The sequence below is a fragment of the Rhodococcus sp. R1101 genome, from assembly GCF_000278445.1.
Lineage (GTDB): Bacteria > Actinomycetota > Actinomycetes > Mycobacteriales > Mycobacteriaceae > Rhodococcus > Rhodococcus gordoniae.
The window spans coordinates 1-18,814 of the sequence record NZ_AJVB01000037.1 but is presented as its reverse complement, the minus strand read 5'-3'; the positions used below and the strand labels follow the sequence as shown (position 1 = coordinate 18,814).

The 18,814-nt window shown below is 68.8% G+C and carries 17 protein-coding genes; 6 read left to right on the top strand and 11 right to left on the bottom strand.

Translation table 11 applies throughout. From position 1 onward, the window contains the following. On the bottom strand, positions 1–776 hold a 776-nt coding region (locus tag R1101_RS0105180), incomplete at its 3' end, for an HAD family hydrolase (protein WP_016932417.1). Next, positions 773–3,175, bottom strand: a complete 2,403-nt coding sequence (locus R1101_RS0105175; RefSeq protein ID WP_051017471.1) for a glycerol-3-phosphate 1-O-acyltransferase — start codon at positions 3,173–3,175, stop codon at positions 773–775. The genes R1101_RS0105180 and R1101_RS0105175, both read right to left, overlap by 4 nt. 117 nt (positions 3,176–3,292) lie before the next feature. Here R1101_RS0105175 and R1101_RS0105170 point away from each other — a divergent pair, with 117 nt between their 5' ends. Next, complete coding sequence (locus R1101_RS0105170; protein WP_037222210.1) at positions 3,293–4,843, top strand: bifunctional aminoglycoside phosphotransferase/ATP-binding protein; 1,551 nt, start codon at positions 3,293–3,295, stop codon at positions 4,841–4,843. Positions 4,844–4,912: 69 nt separating this feature from the next. Here the strand turns inward: R1101_RS0105170 and R1101_RS0105165 are convergent, their stop codons facing one another. Next, positions 4,913–5,806: a universal stress protein gene (locus R1101_RS0105165; RefSeq protein WP_016932414.1), complete on the bottom strand. Its 894-nt coding sequence runs from the start codon at positions 5,804–5,806 to the stop codon at positions 4,913–4,915. 148 nt (positions 5,807–5,954) lie between these two features. Further along, positions 5,955–7,487, bottom strand: a complete 1,533-nt coding sequence (locus R1101_RS0105160; protein WP_016932413.1) for a CYTH and CHAD domain-containing protein — start codon at positions 7,485–7,487, stop codon at positions 5,955–5,957. Positions 7,488–7,653: 166 nt separating this feature from the next. On the opposite strand from R1101_RS0105160, the gene R1101_RS0105155 reads away from it, so the two are divergent. Further along, complete coding sequence (locus tag R1101_RS0105155; protein ID WP_016932412.1) at positions 7,654–8,199, top strand: flavodoxin domain-containing protein; 546 nt, start codon at positions 7,654–7,656, stop codon at positions 8,197–8,199. A 4-nt stretch (positions 8,200–8,203) separates the two neighbouring features. Here R1101_RS0105155 and R1101_RS0105150 read toward each other — a convergent pair whose 3' ends face one another. After that, on the bottom strand, positions 8,204–8,710 hold the full coding sequence (locus R1101_RS0105150; protein WP_016932411.1) for an SRPBCC domain-containing protein: 507 nt from the start codon (positions 8,708–8,710) through the stop codon (positions 8,204–8,206). A gap of 28 nt (positions 8,711–8,738) precedes the next feature. After that, entirely contained in the window at positions 8,739–9,659 is a 921-nt protein-coding gene (locus R1101_RS0105145) for a pseudouridine synthase (protein ID WP_026002905.1), read from the bottom strand. A gap of 251 nt (positions 9,660–9,910) precedes the next feature. On the opposite strand from R1101_RS0105145, the gene R1101_RS0105140 reads away from it, so the two are divergent. Both R1101_RS0105140 and R1101_RS0105135 read left to right on the top strand, forming a co-directional pair. Then, positions 9,911–10,846 (top strand): alpha/beta hydrolase, encoded by a 936-nt coding sequence (locus R1101_RS0105140; RefSeq protein WP_026002904.1) that lies wholly within the window; start codon positions 9,911–9,913, stop codon positions 10,844–10,846. Further along, complete coding sequence (locus R1101_RS0105135) at positions 10,836–11,702, top strand: oxidoreductase (RefSeq protein WP_026002903.1); 867 nt, start codon at positions 10,836–10,838, stop codon at positions 11,700–11,702. Before R1101_RS0105140 ends, R1101_RS0105135 begins: the two co-directional genes overlap by 11 nt. A gap of 36 nt (positions 11,703–11,738) precedes the next feature. Here the strand turns inward: R1101_RS0105135 and R1101_RS0105130 are convergent, their stop codons facing one another. Both R1101_RS0105130 and R1101_RS0105125 read right to left on the bottom strand, forming a co-directional pair. Further along, positions 11,739–12,173 (bottom strand): GNAT family N-acetyltransferase, encoded by a 435-nt coding sequence (locus R1101_RS0105130; protein ID WP_026002902.1) that lies wholly within the window; start codon positions 12,171–12,173, stop codon positions 11,739–11,741. A 48-nt stretch (positions 12,174–12,221) separates the two neighbouring features. Then, positions 12,222–13,403, bottom strand: coding sequence for an RNA polymerase sigma factor (locus R1101_RS0105125; protein ID WP_157179119.1), 1,182 nt, complete (start codon positions 13,401–13,403; stop codon positions 12,222–12,224). 255 nt (positions 13,404–13,658) lie between these two features. On the opposite strand from R1101_RS0105125, the gene R1101_RS0105120 reads away from it, so the two are divergent. Next, a complete protein-coding gene (locus tag R1101_RS0105120) occupies positions 13,659–14,546 on the top strand; it encodes an oxidoreductase (RefSeq protein WP_016932405.1) in 888 nt (295 codons plus the stop codon). A 21-nt stretch (positions 14,547–14,567) separates the two neighbouring features. Here the strand turns inward: R1101_RS0105120 and R1101_RS0105115 are convergent, their stop codons facing one another. The 3 genes from R1101_RS0105115 to R1101_RS0105105 form a co-directional block, all read right to left on the bottom strand. Further along, complete coding sequence (locus R1101_RS0105115; RefSeq protein WP_016932404.1) at positions 14,568–16,868, bottom strand: DEAD/DEAH box helicase; 2,301 nt, start codon at positions 16,866–16,868, stop codon at positions 14,568–14,570. A gap of 77 nt (positions 16,869–16,945) precedes the next feature. Then, a complete protein-coding gene (locus R1101_RS0105110) occupies positions 16,946–17,368 on the bottom strand; it encodes an organic hydroperoxide resistance protein (RefSeq protein ID WP_016932403.1) in 423 nt (140 codons plus the stop codon). After that, positions 17,365–17,829 carry a MarR family winged helix-turn-helix transcriptional regulator gene (locus tag R1101_RS0105105; RefSeq protein ID WP_016932402.1) on the bottom strand — a complete coding sequence of 155 codons (465 nt, stop codon included), beginning with the start codon at positions 17,827–17,829 and terminating at the stop codon, positions 17,365–17,367. Before R1101_RS0105105 ends, R1101_RS0105110 begins: the two co-directional genes overlap by 4 nt. Positions 17,830–17,978: 149 nt before the next feature. Between R1101_RS0105105 and R1101_RS0105100 the strand changes: the two genes are divergently transcribed. Continuing rightward, positions 17,979–18,814 (top strand): Clp protease N-terminal domain-containing protein (locus tag R1101_RS0105100; RefSeq protein WP_016932401.1); only part of this gene is annotated, 836 nt, incomplete at its 3' end.

The following is an 18,814-nucleotide window of genomic DNA, read 5'->3' as shown; positions in this document are numbered from 1 at the left end:
GTCCACACCGAGCCGAAGAAACCGCTGTATGCGGCGACGGTCCGAACCAGTTCCCGCGCACCCGGCGTACCGCGCGGCCGGAAACGCATGATCGGCCAGTCGCGTTCGGCGGCTACGCGCGCGAGGGTGCGATCGGGGTTGGTGGCGGTGGGGTTGCCGGTGGTGGCCAGGAACTCCACGTCCTCGCCACCGTTGGAATAGGTGTAGCTGGCCTCGGCGTCGATACCGTGAGTCTCGATGAAATTGCGCGCCGCTTCCGCTTTTCCGCTGCGCCACAACGATTTCCCATCGACCCGCCCGGTGAGCACACCGTTCTCCACCTCGAGGGGGGTGAACAGGATGTGCTCGACTCCCAATGCGTCCCCGGCGGCCTGGATCTGGTAGCGGGACGCCGACGAGGCGATCACCACCGTGTGACCCGCATTCTGGTGCGCCCCGATGAGCTGCCACGCCTCCGGATACAGATGCCCGGCGATGGTCGTCATGAACAGACGGTTGCCGATCTCGTAGAGTTCGTCCTCGGTGTGACCGCGCCACGCCTTGAAGGCGATCGCGACGAAACGTTCGAAATCATCCTCGGTCTCCGTCCCGCGGAGTCCGTTGATCATCGTCGCGGCGAGTTCGGATGCGGAGACCTTTCCGGCGAGCACCCGATCGCGGAAGAAGTGGACACCGGAGAACCCGTGCACGATGGTGCCGTCGAAGTCGAAGAATGCCGCCACCTCGGGTCCGTGCGGACCCGTGCGCACCCGTTCGAGGGCCTGCTCGAGATTCACCGCTCCACCTTCCTGTTCGACACGTCGAGCGACTCGGCCAGCGCGACCCGCTGCGCCAACGCCGACAGCTCCGTTGCGAATGCCGTCCTGCGTTCGCGGACGACCTCGCTGTTCTCGTTCCGGTCGAGTAGTCCTCGATTGCGTGCCAGGTCGAGTGCGGACGCGAACAACTCCGACGACACCGATTCCGGTCCGTACAAGCGGCGCTGCAACAGCATCTGCCGCCCCACCGCCACACACTCCGCGAGGAAGGCGGCGCGGTCGATCTCGAGTTCGGGGTCTCGCACGGCGAGACGCTCCGCGACGACGAGTTGCGCGTCGAAGAACGACCGCAGCGTGCGGTGCGACATGAAGAAACCGGTTTCGACGAGGCCGGTGAGCGCCTCGTCCTTCGTCGGCAGGGCATCGCCCCAGGACGGGACGAGCCAAGCCAGCTCGTCGCGAATCTGGGCCTCGAAGGTGTCGCGGTCGGGGAAGAAGAACTCGAACTTCAGCAGGTCGCGGAGGTTCTTCGCCTCCTCCCACGCGACACGGGCGGGATCGTCGCCGGGATTGGCGTGTGCGTACAGGATCGCCAGTTCCATGATCGAGCGATTGACGAACCAGTGCACGCCGCTGTTGCGGTAGAACGCCGCCACGAGATGCTGGCCCGGCTCGATGGAGTAGACCGGTTCCTCCCCGCCGGCGTAGGTGGTGACCACACCTGCGTGGGTCAGCGACGAGAGCACATCCTCGAGTCCGCCCTCGACGTCGAGGATGTGCAGGCCGCCCTGCGGAACACCGCGACGGTCGAGATAGCGGCGGACCGGGGCGATCACCGCCCGTACCTCCTCGAGCGTCAGCGAGCGGTCGCGTACACCGAGCAGTGCCAGGGTGACCAGGCAGTTCACCGTCACCGGGGTGTTGCAGTTGATGCCGACCGCGGCCTCGAAGGCGACCTTCTGCAGCGCTTTCCGGCGCAGTGCTCGTACTTCCTCCGAATCCGTTGCCGCCGCGGAGGGGCCGGCGGCGAGAGCCGGTGCGGTCAGGTCCGGATCCCCACCGGCGACCAGCAGTTCGCGCATCGACACGGGATCACCGAACCGCACGTACACGTTCCCGGCCCGCTTGCGCTGGTTGCGGGCGTAACGGACGAGCCAACCCAGCCCTTCGGGCTTCTTCGTGGCGCCGGTCTGTTCGGCGGCGACCGCCGCGACCTCGGCGAGGCCCTCGTAGGTGATCGATACGGGCACCAGCATCGCGTCCTCGACCCGCCCGCTGCGGATCGCGTTGGCGACGTAACTGAGCAGGCCGTAGCGTGGGGCCCGGAGCTTGCCCGTCCGGGTCCGGCCGCCCTCGAAATACCATTCGAGGTTGAACCGCTTGCTGAGCAGGAACGCGAAGTACTCCTCGAGCGCCGCCTTGTACACGTCGTCGTCGGCGAAACTGCGCCGGATGAACACCGTGCCGGTGCGGCGGGCGACGGGACCGATCGGCCAGAAGGTGAGGTTGGCTCCGCCCATGATGTGGTTGCCGGGAAAGTCGTTCGCCGCCAGGATGTCGCCCAGGACGAAGGCATCGGCATAGGACCGATGCGACGGGAGGAACACCAGGGAGTGCCGGCGGTTGCACTCGCGCAGCGCACGCAGGCCGGACTCGTCGGCGTGCACCGTCCAGGCCGCCGCGTGCAGCGGTCGCATCGCCTGCGTGAACAGGTCGGTGACCAGACGCGACTGCACGGCCACCAGTTCGTCGAGCGCACTGCGTGCCCGCGCGTCGATCTCGGCGCGCGACAGATCGTGCTCGGCGGCGATCTCGTCGAGACGGCGCCGGAAGAGCGACGAGTCCATGATCTGTGCGGCGACGAGCCGAGGGACCTTGTAGCGGTCCCCGATCACGGCACGTTCGGCGCGTTCGAGTGCGACGACGGCGCGGCGGGTCACGTATCGCGCGAGGGCCTCGTCGTCGGCGGCCCCGTGCTCCGCGGCGAGCGCGGCACGCAATTCGGACAGGCGGGCCGGTTGGGCCACGACGATCCGGTGGCGGTCGGCACCCTTGCGCACGAGCCACTTCTGCAGCAGCAGATTCGGGTTGCGCGGGTTCGTCAGGGCCAGGACGTCGGAGAACCGCACGCGTCGCGCACCGTCCCGCTCGGCCGGGAGCCACACGACGCGCACGGGCAGGATCAGCGGGTCGTCGGTGCGGGTGACGAGCTGGTCCGCGAGCACCCGGGAGTCGAGTTCGAGCGATTGCGGACCGGTCGGCGTGCGGTACTCGGCGGGTACCTCGTCCGAACGCAGCCAGTCCTCGATCATCGTCCGTTCGAGCGTCGTCGTGTACGCCACGACCGCCACCGTCGGTCCGCCGGGTGCCCTCACGGTGTCGTCGCCTCGTGGTCGCCCCAGTTGGTCGTTCCTCATCTCACCCCGTCCAGAAGTCGCCCCGGTGTGAAAGTTACCTGTCGTGGCCGTTTCGTTCGGGCAATCCGGACGATCGCAGAGACTTCGCAGATGCACCGGTGGAGTGCCTGAACGACAATGTGGTGGACGAGAGGGCTCGGTGGACCCTCCGACGGCAGGGAGGACGCAGTGACCGCAGGTACCGGACCGGACGGTGGCGAACATGCAGGGCTCGTCGAGTACGCGGGGCTGCGGGAGACGCACTCGTCGGTGGTGTTCTTCGTCGGCGATCGCGTGCACAAGATGAAGAAGCCGCTCGACCTGGGCTTCCTCGACAACCGCACGCGGGAGGCCCGCGAGCGGATCTGTCACCGCGAAGTGGAACTCAACCGCCGTCTCGCGCCCGACGTCTACCTGGGGGTCGCGGACGTCTACGGCCCGGACGGGCAGCCGTGCGAGCACCTCGTCGAAATGGTGCGGCTCCCGGACGACCGGCGCCTGGCCGCGGCGGTCCGGCTGGGGGAGGACGTGTCGTCGGTGATCGACGAGGTGGCCCGGCAGGTCGCGGCGCTGCACGCCTCCTCGCCGCACAGCCCCGGCATCGACCGGTGTGCCTCCGCGGATTTCGTCGCCGAGTTGTGGGATCTCAGTCTCGACCATCTCGGTGGGCTGGAGGTGGGAGCGGATCGCGCCGACTCGTCGGCACGGATACGCGAGTCCGTGCATCGTTATCTCGCGGGCCGGACGGCCCTGTTCGACGAACGCATCGCGGCGGGCCGGGCCGTGGACGGACACGGCGATCTGCTCGCCGACGATATCTTCTGCCTCGACGACGGCCCGCGCATCATCGACTGCCTCGAGTTCGACGACGAACTGCGCTACGGAGACGCGGTTCTCGATCTTGCCTTCCTCGCAATGGATCTCGAACGTCTGGGCGCCGAGGCCGCGGCGCGGCGGCTGCTGGAGCAGTACGCCGAGGTCTCGGGTGATCGGCCGCCGCCGTCGCTCGTGCACCACTACATCGCCTATCGAGCGCTGGTGCGGGCGAAGGTGACCGCCCTCCGCTACGAGCAGGGTGATACGGGGGCGCGGGAGACGGCCACAGGCTTCCTCGACCTGCTCGAGTGCCATCTCGACCGCGGACGTCTTCGCATGGTGCTCGTGGGGGGTGTCTCCGCAACCGGCAAGACGACGCTCGCGCGCACGGTCGGCGCGTATCTCGGCGCGGAGGTGGTGCGCAGCGACGTCGTCCGCAAGGAACTGGTGGGGCTGCGGCCCACCGACCGGACCGGCGACGGAACGGACACCGGCCTGTACGCGCCGGCGCATTCGGAGGCGACCTACCGGGAGATGCTCCGCCGCGCCGGGACCACGCTCACCCGCGGACGATCCGTCGTGCTGGACGCGACCTGGTTGTCGTCCGCGCAGCGCCACGCGGCCCGCAGGGTGGCCGACGACGCGGCAGTGGATGTGATCGAGATCGAATGTCGAGCGGACGAAGGAATCCTTCTGCAGCGGATGGCATCCCGAGCCCAACGCGGCGACGATGCCTCCGATGCGACTCCCGCCGTGCTCGAACAGCAACTCCGGCGGAGGGACCCGTGGCCGGAGGCGTTCCGGATCGACACGGGCGTCGAGACCGTCGACGAGACGCGACTGGAGAGCATGCTCGGTCCGGCGCCCTGGTGATCGCGTCGATCGAACGGGGAACGGGGACCGCTTCCGTCGAAGCGATCCCCGTTCCCCGGAGGAGCCGGTCTAGACCGTGCGCGCGATGAGCACCGGGCACGGGGCCTTGTGCAGCAGGTTCTGACTCGTGGATCCGAGCAGTGCGGCGCGGAACTGGCCACGACCGTGGCTTCCGACCGCGACGAGCTGGGCGTCGTCGAGGTGCGCAAGCAGGACCTTCGTCGCCGGGCCCCGGTCGATCACGCGGTCGACGGTGACCTCGGGGTGACGGTCGCTCCATCCGGCGAGGGTCTCGGCGAGAACCGCGGTCTCCGAGGTCTCCACCGCATCCCAGTCGACCAGCGCGGCGGTGGCGCCGACGCCGAGAGCGGCATCACCGATCCACGAGTGCACGGCACGGAGCGGGACGTTCAGGGCCGAAGCGAGGTCGAACGCGTGAGTGACTGCGGCCGAGGACAATTCGCTTCCGTCCACGCCGACGACGATCGGCCGCGAATCGGGCAGCGGTGCGTCGGTGTCGCCGCGCCACACCACCACCGGACACGGTGCATGGTTCGCGACACGCAGGACGGTGGAGCCGAGCAGGAAGTTCTCCAGTGCGCCCGCGCCGGTGGCGCCCATGACCACCAGGCGGGCATCCTCGGCGGCTTCGAGGAGCGACTTGGCTGCGGGGCCGGGGCCGATGAAACTACCGATCTCGAGGTCGGGGTGATCGGCGCGGACGCGCTCGGCGGCGTCGGCGAGGAGCTTCTTGCCGTCCTCCTCGAGCTGCTGGATCATCTGCGACTGCACCAGCACCGCGGCCTCGCTGTAGAAGATGCCCTCCGGGGGCATCGAGTGCACGAGGTGGAGGGGTGCTCCGATACGCGACGCGACGGCGCCGGCCCATCGCGCTGCCGCTACAGCCGTTTCGGAGCCGTCCACGCCTGCGACGACTGCCTTGCCGGTGCTCGGTGTGCTCATCGATGTCTCCTTCTCGTTGCGGCGCCCGGCTTCCCGTGTGCCGGTCGGCTCGAGGTCACGTTACCGCCACGACGCGATCGTGACCTGCTGTCGACGGTCTTCATGATCCCCGATTGGACAGGACCGGACCAGGGCCTTCGGACCTCGGTCAGCTCCACAACCGGCGGGCCGATCGGTGGGCCTTCCTCCAGCCCTCGTCCAGGTGCGCGGCCTGTGCGTCGCCGATCTCGCTCTCGATGCGGAACAGGATCCCGAGCCCGAAGCTGGTCTCGGCGGTGTGGCCCTGCTCGGAGAGCATGTGCAGGAGGTGTTCCCGGGCCACCACGGAGTCCTGGAATTCGCCGAGCAGATCCTGGAAGGTGTCGAACCGGTCGAGGATCCGCCCGGAGCGCTTCGGATGCAGCGGCGCGATCACCTCGATGGCGTACCGCATCCGTTTGGCCCCCTTGCGGGCCCGGTGCATCAACTCGTCGCGTTCGGCCGTGCTCTCGGCCTCTCCCACCTTGGCGACGCGACGCGACACCTTGTCCGAGAGCGATTCGATCGCATGCAGCAGTTCCTTCCGCGCGACCTTCGGTCGTGCACCCACTGCTTCGGTCGCGGGGGTGAGGTCGACGATCGCCGAGTCGAGTCGGGTGAGCAACGCGACGTACCGGTCGGAACGGAGGGTGTCGACGGCCTCGAGACGTGCAGCCTCGGATGCGGCCGAGAAGTACTCGTCGATACGGGCTCGCGTCGCTTCCCGGTGCGACTCGACCGGGATGTCGGCCACGCGATCCGCGAGTCGTTCCCATTGGACCTCGAGATCGCGCGACGGGCTGAGACGTCTTCCGAGCCAGCGCAGCTCGTCGACGAGGTCGTCGTCCACGGCGATCTCGCCGGAGTAGGTCTGCAGTGCGCTGCGCAGGCGCCGCGCGGCCTTGCGCATGCTGTGCACCGAATCGGGAGCGTCGCGACGCACCGCGAGGTCCGACAACTCCAGAGTGTGCAGTTCGGCTGCGAGATAGTCGCGAACGGGGAGCAGGCCCTTCGCGATCCGCGGTCGGGTGGGGATCAGATCACCGAGCACACGGTGCAGTTTCGAGGGGCTCTCCGAGCGGGTGATCCCGGCCGCCACGAAGCGCTTCTCGAGCGCCGCGAGGAAGCGGCCGATGGTCTTCTCGTCGAACGAGGAGTTCCATTCGACCTCGATCTCCCGCCAGCGGATCTCGGACCCGTCGGCCCGGCGTACGGCGTCCACCTCGTCGACGACCACCTCCGCGACGAGGTCGCCGTCGGGGGAGCGGAGACGGTGCCGATGCCGTTGTGTGACCAGCAGGGCGGCCAGACTCAGCGGCGCACCGCGACGGATCCCGAGCAGCAGGGACGACAGGTCGGCGGGGATGCCCTCAGCCGAGTCGTCGCCGAGGGGGAAGTGCAGTTCGGTGCGGGTGTCGACACCGGACGGGAGCTTGAGATGCCATCCTGCGTCGTCGCCGCCCTCACGCCTGCGGAGCGTGATCTTCGAGCGCAGCAGGCTCAGGTCGGCAGTGTCGTAGTACTGGGCCGACAGTTCGAATCGGTCGACGTCGATCGCATCGACCGACGGCAACCCCGCCAGGTCGGGGAGCGGCTGGTCGCCGGTGGCGGAGTACTTGCGTTCGGCCTCCTCCGCGGCGGCCGGGGACGGTGTGCTGGGCATCCATCTGCTCCTTCTCGGTACGCGTCGCCTTCCACCTTGCCATGCGGTCCGGTATGCGGTGATTCGTCCGGCTGTGATCTGCCGATACCGGGCAAAGAGCACTTCGGCCCTGGTCAAGGCTCGGTTCCGGGGTGATCATGGTTCGACGCGGGTCCGGAGGGTAGTGATGAAGGTTCTTGTTTCGGTGGCCAGTCGGCACGGTTCGACCGCGGAGATCGCGACCGCACTCGCCGCGTCGATGCGCCACCGCGGCGCACAGGTCGACGTGAACGCGCCCGAGCACGTCGACGATCTCGGCGCGTACGACGTCGTGGTGCTCGGCAGTGCCGTCTATCGCGGTCGCTGGCTGCGCAGCGCACGGGAGTTCGCCGAGCGGTATGCGTCCGAGTTGCGCGAGCGCGACGTCTATCTCTTCTCGTCGGGCCCGGTCGCTTCGGGTGGGCGACGGGTCGACACGTCGTACGACGCGTGCGCCGTCGCCGAACGCGTCGCCGCCTGCGAGCATCGCACCTTCCCGGGAAAGCTGGATCCGGCGGTGCTCGGCACCGGCGAACGGATGGTCGTCAGGATGTTCGGCGCCCCCTCCGGTGATTTCCGGGACTGGGACGCGATCGGAGCGTGGGGTGCGCGGATCGTCGCTCGGACGGCCGGCCGGGAACACGATCTCGACCGGGTCGGATCCGCTCCCGCGCAGCGGGGAGCGCGACGCTAGGGGATCAGTCCGAATCGCCCCGATAGTGCGAACTCAGTTCGGCGGCGCGGTCCCAGATCGACCAGTCGACGGGGCGTCCCGCCAACTGGGCCTCGACCACTTCGAACCCGGCGTGCCAGCCCGCGCCGTGCGCGAGGGCGTCCTCTTCGTCGTCGGTGGTGTGGGTGAGGGTGAGCCAGCACCCGCCGGAGCCGTCGGGAGTGATCTCCCAGTGCAGAACATCGGCGTCCCAAAGGTATTCCAGGATCCGTCCGGTGCGCACCGTGAGGACGCTGCCCGTGGTGGTGTGTCCTTCCGGGAGTCCGAAACGCCGGGTCTGTTCCTGTGTGGATCGGAACTCGAGTGCCGCTCCGGGCGTGAGTTCGAATTCGACGTCGGCAGGGAACCAGGCGCGGAGGTGCTGGGGATCGGTGAGGACGCCCCACACCTTCTCGGGGGTGTAGGGGAACGAGCGTTGGAACCGAAGAGCGACCCTCCCGTCGTAGGTACGCGAGATGATGCCGATATCCATGGGAACCTCCAAGACGAGAACTCGCCGGTCAGCGGGGTCCTGGCGTGCTGTTACCCCATGCTGCCAGGTTTCGTCGGCTTACGAAGCGGGTCGACCGACCTGTGATGGGATCGTGGAACGACACCGAGCGCGCCAGTAGCTGCAGTGGATTCGAATAGTCTTGTGCCCCAACTTCGTACACCTCCGGATAGAGGTTGTCGCCGAGAATGGGGATCCCCAGCGAGTTCATGTGGACACGGAGTTGGTGCGTCCTGCCGGTGCGGGGACGCAAAAGGTAACGGGCACGGTCGCCGGCCGTGGCCACGACGTCGATCCGGGTCACCGCGTCGACAGGACCCTCGACCTCGCGTGCCTGCAGGACGCCGCGCTCCTTGACGATGCGGCTGCGTACGTGGAGGGGGAAGTCGAGATGCGGTGCGGCCGGAGCGATCGCTTCGTACTCCTTCTCCACGAGACGCCGGTCGAACAGGGTCTGGTACGCGCGTCGCGCCTCGCGCCGGACGGTGAACACCAGTACGCCCGCCGTGAGCCGGTCGAGTCGATGAGCGGGGGACAGCTCGGGAAGATCCAGTTCCGTGCGCAGCCGGACCAGGGCTGTCTCCGTCACCCACGAGCCGCGAGGTGTGGTCGCCAGGAAGTGCGGCTTGTCGACTACGAGCAGGTTCTCGTCCCGATGGAGGATGTCGATCTCGAACGGGACGCGCGGCTGGGCCGGAGGATCACGGTAGAGATACACGAATTCGCGTGGGGTGTACGGCGTGGAGAACGTGATCGGAGTTCCGTCCTGTACGACCACTTCGCCGCCTTCGATCTTCTCCGCAATTCGTGTCGTATCGCTCGGGAAGCGCGCCGCCAGGAACTCCGCTATGGTCTCCCAGCTGGCATTTTCCGGCAGTCGCAGGCGGGTGGGGTTCAAGCCGTCGCGAACGGGGAGGGGAGCGTCGGGCACGGATCGTCAGGTTAGTCGCACCGTGGGATTCCCGGTGCCGACGCTGTGTCGACAACGTGCCGAAGCCGCGTCGATAACACGGCCGGGCTTTCCACGATAACGATTGTGTGCAAGCCTGCTTAAGGTTTCTGCACCGTCGATACCCTGGGACGGAAGTGAAGAATGTTACTGGAGTGCAAGGGGAGCTTGTTGTGACGATTTCGGCGAAGACCGGAACACGTCGGCGGGGGGGACGCGCTCTCGTTCGGCTACTGGTGGCAGCGGTGGTACTTCCACTGGCCCTCGTGTTCACGGGAGTCGGGGCCGGGACGGCCTCGGCCGACCCGTACACCCGGTTCCACGAGGACATGGTCGCGGCACCGGGCGGTGTAGGCGCGATCAAGGTGCGCATCTGGCGAGCGAACAACGGCAGCAACAAGGCCGTCTATCTGCTCGACGGGCTGCGTGCCACCGACGACATGAGCGGCTGGGAACACGAGACCAACGCGGCGTGGCTCGCCGACCACGGTGTCAACGTGATCATGCCGGTCGGTGGGCAGTCGAGCTTCTACGCCGATTGGTACGCGCCGAGCAATTTCAACGGTCAGCCCTACACGTACAAGTGGGAGTCCTTCCTGACCCAGAACCTGCCGGACCATCTCGCGAACGTCTACGGCATCGACCGCAGCAACAACGCGGTGGTCGGCCTGTCGATGGGCGGCAACGCGGCGCTGATCCTGGCCGCCTACCACCGCAACCAGTTCACGTTCGCCGGTTCGTTGTCGGGTTACCTCAACCTCTCGGCACCGGGGATGCGCGAAGCCATCCGTGTGGCCATGCTCGACGCCGGCGGATACAACTCCGACGCGATGTGGGGACCGCCCTGGGATTCGGCGTGGCTGCGTCACGACCCGTTCGTCGCGGCGCCGAACCTGCGCGGTCTGCCGATGTGGATCTCCGCGGCGAGCGGTCTGCCAGGCCAGTACGACCGGCCGGGCTCGCTCGTGGGCAGCTTCAACACGACCAACGCCATGGGGCTCGAAGCGCTCGCCCTCACGCAGAACCGTGCCTTCCAGGTGCGCCTGCTGACCCTGGGCATCGACACCGCACACTTCTCGTTCCCGGTCCTGGGCACCCACTCGTGGGGATACTGGCAGGACGAGCTGTGGGCGATGCTCCCGATGCTCAAGTCCTCGATTGGCGCCTGACGCTTCCACAACGCTGGTCGGCCGCACCGTCGTCGTGACGGGGGCCACCAGCGGTGTGGGTGAAGCGACGGCCCGGGCGCTCGGAGCTGCCGGAGCCACGGTTGTGATCGCCGGCCGCAATGTCGACCGTGGTAAGCGCATCGCCGAGGAGATCGGGCCCCGGGCCGAGACGATGTCGCTCGATCTCGCCGATCTCTCGGCGATCCGTGCCTTCGCGGACGCCTTCGCCGATCGGCAGATCGACGTCCTGGTCAACAACGCCGGGGTGATGGCGGTTCCGCTCAGCCGCACCGCCGACGGGTTCGAGATGCAGATGGGAATCAACCATCTCGGACACTTCGCCCTCACCGGACTGCTGTTGCCACGCATCACCGGTCGCGTCGTCACGGTGTCGAGCGCCGCTCACCTCCTCGGACGCGTCGATCTCGACGACCTGAACTGGGAACGGCGCCCGTACAACCGTGCCGCCGGGTACGCGCAGTCGAAGCTCGCGAACCTGCTGTTCGATCTCGAACTGGAACGCCGCCTCGCTGCGGCCCGCTCGCCTCTGCGCGCGGTCGCGGCCCACCCCGGCTACGCGGCGACGGAAGTGGGCAGCCACACGGGGACGTGGTTCGACCGGCTGTTCGGCTTCGGCAAGAGGGTCCTGCAGCGCACGCCGGACCAGGGGGCCGAATCGGTCGTGCTCGCCGCCTCCGATCCGGCTGTCTCGGGTGGTTACATCGGTCCGCGCTTCCTGCTGTACGGATCCCCCGGTGTCGCCGCCGTGGGGCGTCGTGCCCGCGACCGGGAGACCGCGACGCGTCTGTGGGAGCTGTCGGAGAAGCTCACCGGAGTGCACTTCGAGATCGGCTGATGACCGTATTCGACGCAGGCTGATGCGCGTCCCCGGTCACGCGGTCCGGCGCATCGGCACGTGGTCGATCCCGGCCTCGATGTAGTTCGGTCCGGTGCGCACGAATCCGAATCGGGCGTACCAGTTCTCCAGGTACGCCTGCGCCGAGATGTCGACCACCGCCGGACAGGTCGCGAGCGCCGCCTCGATCAGGTCGGCGGCGAGCCCGCGTCCGCGTGCGTGCCGGGCGGTGGCGACTCGCCCGATGTGGGCGATGTCCCCGTCGTCGTGGAGCACGCGCAGGGTGGCGAGCACTTCGTCTCCGTCCTGCGTCCAGAACAACTCGGTGGCCGGGTCGAGATCGCGCCCGTCGAGTTCCGGTTCGCAGGTGATGCCCTGCTCGAAGACGAACACGTCGGTGCGCAGCGCGACGATCCGGTACAGACTCTCGGGGTCGGTCTTCCGCAACGGTGAATGGTGAATGGACGGCACGTCTCGATGGTAGGGGCGGGTTCACCGTCCCGTCGTGAACTCTGTGCGTCACCCGCCGCCGCGCGGAGGGAAGGTCGGCAGCGTCGGCATCTCCCGCGGGGTGGTGGGTGCACCCGAGGTGGTGGGACGACCCGTCGCGGTGCCCGGTGCGTCGCTCTCCTCGGTGTCCCGGTGCTGACGCTCCTCTTCCGGCTCGGCCTCGCGTCCGGGACCTCCGCGCCTGGTGAAACCGCTACCGGTCGATGTCGCCGTCGTAGTGGAGGCAGCGGTCGATGCCACAGTGGGTTCGGTGAGCGGGGCCGCAGTGGTGGTCGCCACCGGTGCCTCGATCACCGCTTCCTCCGTCGTCGTCTCCGGAGCCTCGGGCGTCGTAGTGGTCTCGGTCGCCGTGTCGGTCGTGATCGTGGCGACCGCGGATCCCGCGTCGAGCGTCGATTCGGTGGCGGGACGCAGAACCTGCCGGTCGACGGGCTCGGCCTGCGGGAACGCGAACAACGCACCCACACCCAGGGCGGCGGACAACGCCACCGATGCCGCGACGACGGGGAGGGTGCGCTTCGCGCGACGATCACGACGCGGAAAGCCCTCACGGTCCACCGGTTCGAGCCGCCGGCCGAGATCGAGCAGTTCCGCCTCCGAAGGTTGCACCGCCAGGACTCGTCCCCGCAAGTGGGCGGGCAGCGGAGCGAAGGGGAGGAGGGAGAACGTTCCGAGCGCATTCGGTACGCGGGGCACCGCCCGGTCGACGAAGTCCTGCGCATGGGCGAGGACACGCCCGTCGCCGGCAGACCCGAGCATCGCCACGATCTCGTGGGACGAGAAGTGGTGCCGCACCGCGAGATCGACCACCTCGCGGGCGGTGCCGCCGAGCAGATGGACGGCCTCGCGGACCTCGAGCACCTCGGGTCCGGCCTGGTAGGCGGGATCGGTGGCGGGGAGATATTCGAGTGCGGATCCGGTCCGGTTCAGTACCCGGAGACACTCGGCCCGGACCACGGCGTGGAGCCAGGCGCGGAGGAGTCCGGGATCGCGCAGCGACCGGATACGTGCGGCCGCCGCCCAGACGGAGTCGTACACCACGTCCGATGCGGACGACACGGGGACGAAACCGCACGCGTATGCGTACAGACCGGGGGCGAAACGGTCGTAGACCGCTGCCGTGGCATCCGGCGCTCCGTTCCGCAACGCTGCGGCGAGCTCACGATCCGGACGTCCGGGGTGGTGCCCCATCGATGGAACCTTCCTGTCGTGCATACGCCCCCGCGCGCGTGCGACCGTACGTTCCGGGGCAGTCTACGAGCAGGTGCGGCCGACGGCGAGGGTGCAACCCATCGGGGCCACCGTGCGGGATCCGGGGGCATTGCCGCGGGACGCGGGGGGGCATTGCCGCGGGACGCGGGGGGCATTGCCGCGGGACGCGGGGGGCCATCGCCGCGGGACGCGGGGGACTGTCGCGGCGCGACACGCATCCGTAGGGTGGCGGGCATGGGGTGGACGACGAACGATATTCCGGATCTGTCGGGACGCACGATGATCGTGACCGGAGCCAACAGCGGTCTCGGTGCGGAGACCGCCCGGGCACTCGCGCGGGCCGGAGCCGAGGTGGTGCTCGCCTGCCGCGACGTCGCCAAAGGCGAGGCGGTCGCGGCCGGACTCGGCGACCGCGCCCGGGTCCGTCGTCTGGACCTGGCGGATCTGGCATCGGTACGTGCATTCGCCGAGGCGGTGCGGGCCGAGTACGAGCGCATCGACGTCCTGGTCGACAATGCCGGTGTCATGGCGGTGCCGTTGCGGCGGACGGCCGACGGCTTCGAGATGCAGATCGGGACCAACCACTTCGGCCACTTCGCGCTCACCGGGCTGTTGCTCGATCGCATCACCGACCGGGTCGTGACGGTCAGCAGCGCGATGCACCGCATCGGCAGCATCGATCTCGACGACATCGACTGGGAACGCCGCCGGTACGAGCGGTGGCTCGCCTACGGGCAGTCGAAGCTGGCGAATCTGCTGTTCGCATACGAGCTGCAGCGGCGTCTCACCGCGGCCGGATCGAATGTGAGATCGATTGCCGCGCATCCGGGTTACTCGTCGACGAATCTGCAGTACCGCAGCGAGTCCTGGCACGGGAAGATCGTCGAACTCGTCACTCCGATCATCGGGCAGTCCCCGCAACAGGGCGCGCTCCCGAGTCTCTACGCGGCGACCGCACCGGACGCGGAGCCGGGCGGCTATTACGGGCCCGACGCCTTCTTCGAGATGCGCGGCCATCCGAAGCGGGTGCAGTCCAGCTCGCGTTCCCGCGACGAGATCCTGGCCCGGAAACTGTGGGAACTGTCGGAGCGGCTGTGTTCCGTCGAGTACTCGATGCCCTGAGCTCCGGCGAGGCCCCGGCCGTCAGGTCAGGGTGAAGGAGACCGGCGGCAGTTCGTCCCGCCGGCACAGTCCGGTCTGGTCCACGAGGTCGAGGGTCCTCAGATATCGGCGGACCAGATCACCCGCCGACAATCCCGCATCCGACGCGGTGCGCAGGGCAGCGGCGAGTCCGTCCCCGCGCGCCCAGCGATGGATCGCGGCGACGGCGATCGGATCCGGATCCGGCCCCACTTCCAGCCCGAGTCGTTCCTCGCGTCCGGCGAGTTCGCTCCACAACCGCGAGGTGGCGCGCAGCGCCTCGTCGATCGCCGGGGTCGTACGGCCGGGGACACCGACGGTGCGGCGCCGGGTCTCGCCCAGAGCGCTGGAGGCGACGGCGGCGAGCTCGGCGGGTGTCAGTCCCGACCAGGCTCCGGTGCGGACACACTCGGCGACGAGAAGTTCGTTCGTGCAGTAGATCCGGCCCAGCCGGCGACCGTCGTCGGTGACGTGGGCCGACCCGCCCACCGGATCCCGGAGCAGATAGCCCCGCTCCTCGAGCAGATCCAGTGTGCGATCGAAGGTGTCGGCGAGGCGGCCGGTGACCGTCTCGATCTGCGATCGCATTCGTTCGGTGTCGCCGTGCACCGCGGCGCGCCGGGCGGAGAGGGTGAGGAGACGGTCCTTGTCGCCGCGCCGGTGCGCCGGATGTGAGCGCACCGCCCGTGCCAGCGAGGCGACGAGGTCGGCCGAGCCGGATCGTCGCGCCTCGGCGAGCCGCTCGCTCAGATGCCGGTACTCCGTGAAGCCTTCGACGTCGCCGAGTTCGGTGTCGAGATCGCGGAGCGTGGTCGTGTTCGCACGGACCGCGTCGGTGAGTGCTGCGACGGACCGCTCGGCCTGGAACTGGGCGAACGAGCGTCGCAGGAACTCCCGCGCCCCGGGAACGCCGCGACCGGCGACCAGGTTGATCGCGGTCGTGTATCCCACGCGCAGCGAACTGTGCAGCGGATAGGAGCGTGCGCCGGCGAGACCGGCGACGGTCGCGGGGTCGGCTTCGGGACTCCACAGCACCACGGCGTGCCCTTCGACGTCGATACCGCGACGACCGGCACGACCGGTGAGCTGCGTGTACTCGCCGGGGGAGAGGCGCACCGGACCGTCGGCGGTGGGTTTGACGAGACGTTCGAGGACGACGGTGCGCGCCGGCATGTTCACCCCCACGGCGAGGGTCTCGGTGGCGAACACGACCCGCACGAGACCGCGGGCGAACAGTTCCTCGACGGTGTGCCGGAAGGCGGGGATCAAACCGGCGTGGTGCGCGGCGAAGCCACGTTCGAGACCTTCGAGCCACTCGGTGTGACCGACCGCGTCGAGGTCGGCGGGTGGCAGGGCCGCGGTGTGCCGGTCGGCGACCGCGCGGATCTCGGCGGTGTCGGCGGCCTCGGTGAGACGGACCGACGATTCGAGGCATTCGGTGACGGCGTCGTCACAACCGTTGCGGCTGAACCGGAACCAGATGGCCGGCAGCAATTGTTCGGCCTCGAGGCGGGCGACGGTATCGGGCAGGTGGCCGCCGGCCGGTCCGGGTGCTCCGCGTGCCCGTCGCCTTCGCCGTCCTCTGCCGGTCGCGGGGCCGGGCGCGGCTTCGACGAGCCGGCGGTGGGCGATGTACCGCTCGAGGGTCTCGTCGACGGTGCCGCCGGGCGACAGCAGGTCGAACAGGCGTCCGCCGGCGAGCATGTGCTGGGTGAGCGGTACGGGGCGGGTCTCCTCCACGACGACGGCCAGGTCGCCGCGGATGCCGCGCAGCCAGCCACCGAATTCCTCGGCGTTGCTCACCGTGGCCGACAGGCTCGTCAGCCGGACGCCGCCGGCGAGCGAGAGGATCGCTTCCTCCCAGACCGCGCCGCGCTCACGATCGGCGAGATAGTGCACCTCGTCCATGACGACGTGGGTGAGACCGTGCAGAAGGGGGGAGCCGCCGTGCAGCATGCTGCGCAGCACTTCGGTGGTCATGACGACCACGGGTGCGTGGGGGTCCAGCGAGATGTCGCCGGTGAGCAGACCGACCCGGTCGTCGCCGAAACGGCGCGACAGGTCGAGATACTTCTGGTTGCTCAGCGCCTTGATGGGGGTGGTGTAGAAACAGCGACCGCCCGCTGCGAGCGCGAGGCGAGCGGCGAATTCGCCGACGACGGTCTTGCCCGCCCCGGTGGGAGCGCACACCAGCACGTCGCGGGCGTCTTCGAGGGCGCGGCAGGCCTCGAGCTGGAAGTCGTCGAGGGGGAAATCGAGTTCGGCCGCGAACGTCGTGAGCTGCGACCGGTCCTGCGTGCGCACGTCTCCACGCTACGGGTCGGCGTGGACACGTGCGCAGCGCAGGGGCGCGTCACCCGCCCGTCACTCTCGGGGGTGACTCAGTCGTCCGTCACCTCGAGGGTGACGTCGATGTTGCCGCGGGTCGCGTTGGAGTACGGGCACACCTGATGGGCTTTCTCGGTGAGCTCGAGCGCCTTCTCGCGGGAGAGGTTCGGCAGGGTCACCTCGAGGGTGACGGCGAGACCGAATCCGCCGGCGTCGGTCGGGCCGATGCCGACGCGGGCGCCGACGGCCGAATCGCCGACGTCCGCCTTCTCCTGCCGGGCGATCATCTGCAACGCCGAATGGAAGCACGCGGCGTAGCCGGCGGCGAAGAGCTGTTCGGGGTTGGTGCCCTTCCCGCTGCCACCCATTTCGGTGGGCAGGGCGAGGTCGACGTCGAGTTTGCCGTCGCTGGTGCGGGCGTGGCCGTCGCGGCCTGCTCCGGTGGCGAGTGCTTCGGCGGTGTAGACGATGTTCACGATGTCCTGCCTTTCTTCGAGAGTGCGCCGGGTGCTTCCTGCAACGCGGCGGTCAGGCGGTGGAGCGTCTCGCGTAACGCGACCAGTTCGTCGACGTCGAATCGACTGCCCCGCGTCACGCATTCGGGGATGTCCGCGGCCTCCGCCCGGAGTGCGTCCCCCGCTTCGGTGAGATGGACGACGACGCGACGCTCGTCGGCCTGTTGCCGGCGCCGCTCGATGTATCCGGCGGCCTCGAGCCGCTTGAGCAGGGGGGACAGTGTGCCGGTGTCGAGATCGAGTGCGCCGCACAGATCCTGCACGCCTCGCGCATCACGTTCCCACAGTGCCAGGAGTACGAGGTATTGCGGGTAGGTGATGCCCAGCCGGTCGAGATGCGGCCGGTAGGCGGCCGTGACGGTGCGGGACGCGCGGTAGAGCGCGAAGCACACCTGCTGGTCGAGTTCGAGGGGGGACGACACGAGATGAATGTAGTGCACCGTTATGTTGTGCACAATATTAATGGCCGCAACCAGATGTGTGATCCAGATCATTCGCGCGTGGGAATTGCACGGCCGCCGGGCACGTTAGTTGAGTGAGAATGGCTCAAGTTCGACAGAAAGGCTTCGGAATGCCGGCATTCTTCGGACCTGGTGGCCCCGGCCGAATCGACATCACGCGTTTCATGAGCCGCGGGACCCAGGACCTCCTCGCACATGCGGCGCGCTACGCCACCGACCGTGGCGACGCGGAACTCGACGTGCTGCACCTCCTCCGCGCCATGGCGGAGCAGGATCCGTCCCGCACGGTCATGAACCGCGCCGGGGCCGACCCCGCCGACGTCGTCGCGGCCGTCGACCAGCGACTGCCGCAGAGCCGCCCCGGTGAGGCCGTCTCCGCACCCGCACTGACCGGTGCCGTGAAGACCGCGCTCTTCGAGGCGCACCAGCTCTCGCGCGCACTCGGCTCCACCTACATCGACCCCGAGCATTTGTTCTTCACCCTCGCGGCCGACCAGACCCGTGCTCCCGGACGCCTGCTCGCATCGCTGGGCGTGACACCGCAGGCATTGCAGACCGCGCTGCAGCCCGTCCCCACGGCTCCCGTCGCGGAGGAGACGTCCACGCCGACGCTCGACAAGTTCGGCGTCGACCTCACCGAACGGGCCCGGGGCGGCGGCATCGACCCCGTCATCGGCCGCGCCGACGAGATCGAGCAGACGATCGAGATCCTCGCCCGGCGTACCAAGAACAACCCGGTGCTCGTCGGTGAAGCCGGTGTCGGCAAGACGGCCATCGTCGAAGGACTCGCCCAGCGCATCGTCGACGGCGCCGTCCCGGAGGTCCTGCAGGACAAGCGCATCGTCCAGCTCGACCTGACCGCGATGGTCGCCGGAACCCGCTATCGCGGCGACTTCGAGGAACGCCTCACCACGGCGCTCGACGAGATCGTCGCCCAGCAGGGCAG